Origin of the sequence: Rathayibacter sp. AY1F8 (assembly GCF_002932165.1) — a bacterium.
GTDB lineage: Bacteria > Actinomycetota > Actinomycetes > Actinomycetales > Microbacteriaceae > Rathayibacter.
This window is the reverse complement of the sequence record NZ_PSVB01000048.1, coordinates 1-1,832: the sequence shown is the minus strand read 5'-3', so window position 1 is coordinate 1,832 and position 1,832 is coordinate 1. Positions and strand designations below refer to the sequence as shown.

Sequence of the window (1,832 nt, the reverse complement as noted above, 5' to 3'; positions counted from 1 at the left end):
GCACCACCCCGCCACTCGGGAGCCGGGACGCTCCTGAGGCGTCCCGGCTCCCGAGTGGCGGGGTGGTGCAGGGGGGTGGGGCTGGTGATTTGGGATCAGGAGGCGGCGATCGCCTCGGTGACCGCGGAGCGGGCGTCGGCGGCGCTGTCGGCGGCGAGAGCGAGCTCCGCGTACCGCTTGGCGTCCTCGAGGGTGTGCTCGGCCAGCTCGGCGCGGACGTCGGCGAGAGCCGACGGCGACATCGAGAGGGTGGTGGCGCCGAGGCCGACGAGGACCACGGCGAGCAGCGGGTCGGCGGCGGCTTCTCCGCAGATCCCGACGGGCTTGCCCAGCGCCGCTCCCGCGCGGCCGACCTCGCCGACGAGGCGGAGCACGGCCGGGTGCCACGGGTCCTGGAACGCCGAGACCGTACCGAGCATGCGGTCGGCGGCGAGCGTGTACTGGGTCAGGTCGTTGGTGCCGATCGAGGCGAAGTCCGCGACTCCGAGGATGCGGTCGGCGAGCAGGGCGGAGGAGGGGACCTCCACCATCACTCCGGCGGTGCGGATGCCGAGCTCCCGCGCCATCGAGGTGAAGTAGCGGGTCTCGTCCACGGTCGCGACCATCGGCGCCATGACCCAGAGGTCGGCGTCGGTCGCGGCATCGGCCTGGGCGAGGGCGGTGAGCTGGTCGCGGAGGATCTGCTCGCTGGCGCGGAGGGCGCGCAGTCCGCGGAGACCGAGGGCCGGGTTCTCCTCGTGGTCGTCGTTGAGGAAGCTCAGCGGCTTGTCGGCGCCGGCGTCGAGCGCGCGGACGACGACCTTGCGGCCGGGGAACGCGGCGAGCAGGCGCGTGTACTGCTCCGCCTGCTCGGCGACCGAGGGCGCCTCCTTCGCGTCGAGGAAGAGGAACTCGGTGCGGAACAGCCCCACTCCCTCGGCGCCGAGCTCGACCGCGTTCGCAGCGCCGTCGGCCGAGCCGAGGTTCGCGAGCAGCGGCACGGCGTGGCCGTCGGCCAGCGCGCCGGGGACGACCGGTGCGGCGAGCATCTCGGCGCGCTCGGCGATCGAGGACTTCGCGGCGCTGATCTCGGCGTCCGAGGGGTTCACCGTCACGACGCCGGAGGTGGCGTCGAGGATGACGAGCTGGCCGTCCCGCAGGTCGAGGGCGCCGGTGGTGCCGACGATGGCGGTGATCGACTTCTCCCGGGCGAGGATCGCCGTGTGCGAGGTCGGTCCTCCGTCGCTGGTGATCAGGCCGAGGACCTTCTCGAGGTCGAGCAGCGCCGTGTCGGCCGGAGCGAGGTCGCGGGCGACGAGCACGAACGGCTCGTCCGACTCGGGGACGCCGGGAGCGGCGACGCCGCGGAGGTGCGCCACGACGCGCTGCGAGACGTCGTCGAGGTCGGTCGCGCGCTCGGCCATGTAGCCGCCCATCGCCACGAGCAGGTCGCGGAAGCCGGCGAAGGCCTCGTGCACGGCGCGCTCCGCGGTCTTGCCCCCGGCGATCCGCGCCTTGACGTCGTCCGCGAGGGACGGGTCCTCGGCCATCAGGGCCTGGGCGTCGAGGACGTCCTTCGCCGAGCCGCCGGCCCGCTCGCCGCGGTGGCGGATCGTCGCTGCGGTGGCGGAGAGCGACGAGACGGCGCGCTCCTCCTCCTGGGCGACGCTGCGGGTGCTGGCGGTGTCCTCGGGTTCGGGCAGCGGCTCCGGCATGCGCAGGACCGGCCCGAGGGCCAGCCCGCGTCCCACTCCGGTGCCCTGGAGCTTGGCGGAGGCGTAGGCGGTCTGAGGAGTGGACAGCGTCATGGGTGCTCGTTCCTGTCGTGCGGAGTGCGGGCGGGAGAAGAGGAT

At 74.1% G+C, this 1,832-nt stretch carries 1 protein-coding gene; it reads right to left on the bottom strand.

Going from position 1 to position 1,832, the window contains the following annotated elements:
• Positions 1-95 precede the first annotated feature (95 nt).
• Positions 96-1,694 carry a phosphoenolpyruvate--protein phosphotransferase gene (ptsP, locus tag C5C35_RS16640; protein WP_374953127.1) on the bottom strand — a complete coding sequence of 533 codons (1,599 nt, stop codon included), beginning with the start codon at positions 1,692-1,694 and terminating at the stop codon, positions 96-98.
• Positions 1,695-1,832: the final 138 nt, after the last annotated feature.

Bases quoted from the DNA above. Each gene is read 5' to 3' on its own strand.
- ptsP (WP_374953127.1), bottom strand. From the start codon at position 1,694: ATGCCGGAGCCGCTGCCCGAACCCGAGGACACCGCCAGCACCCGCAGC.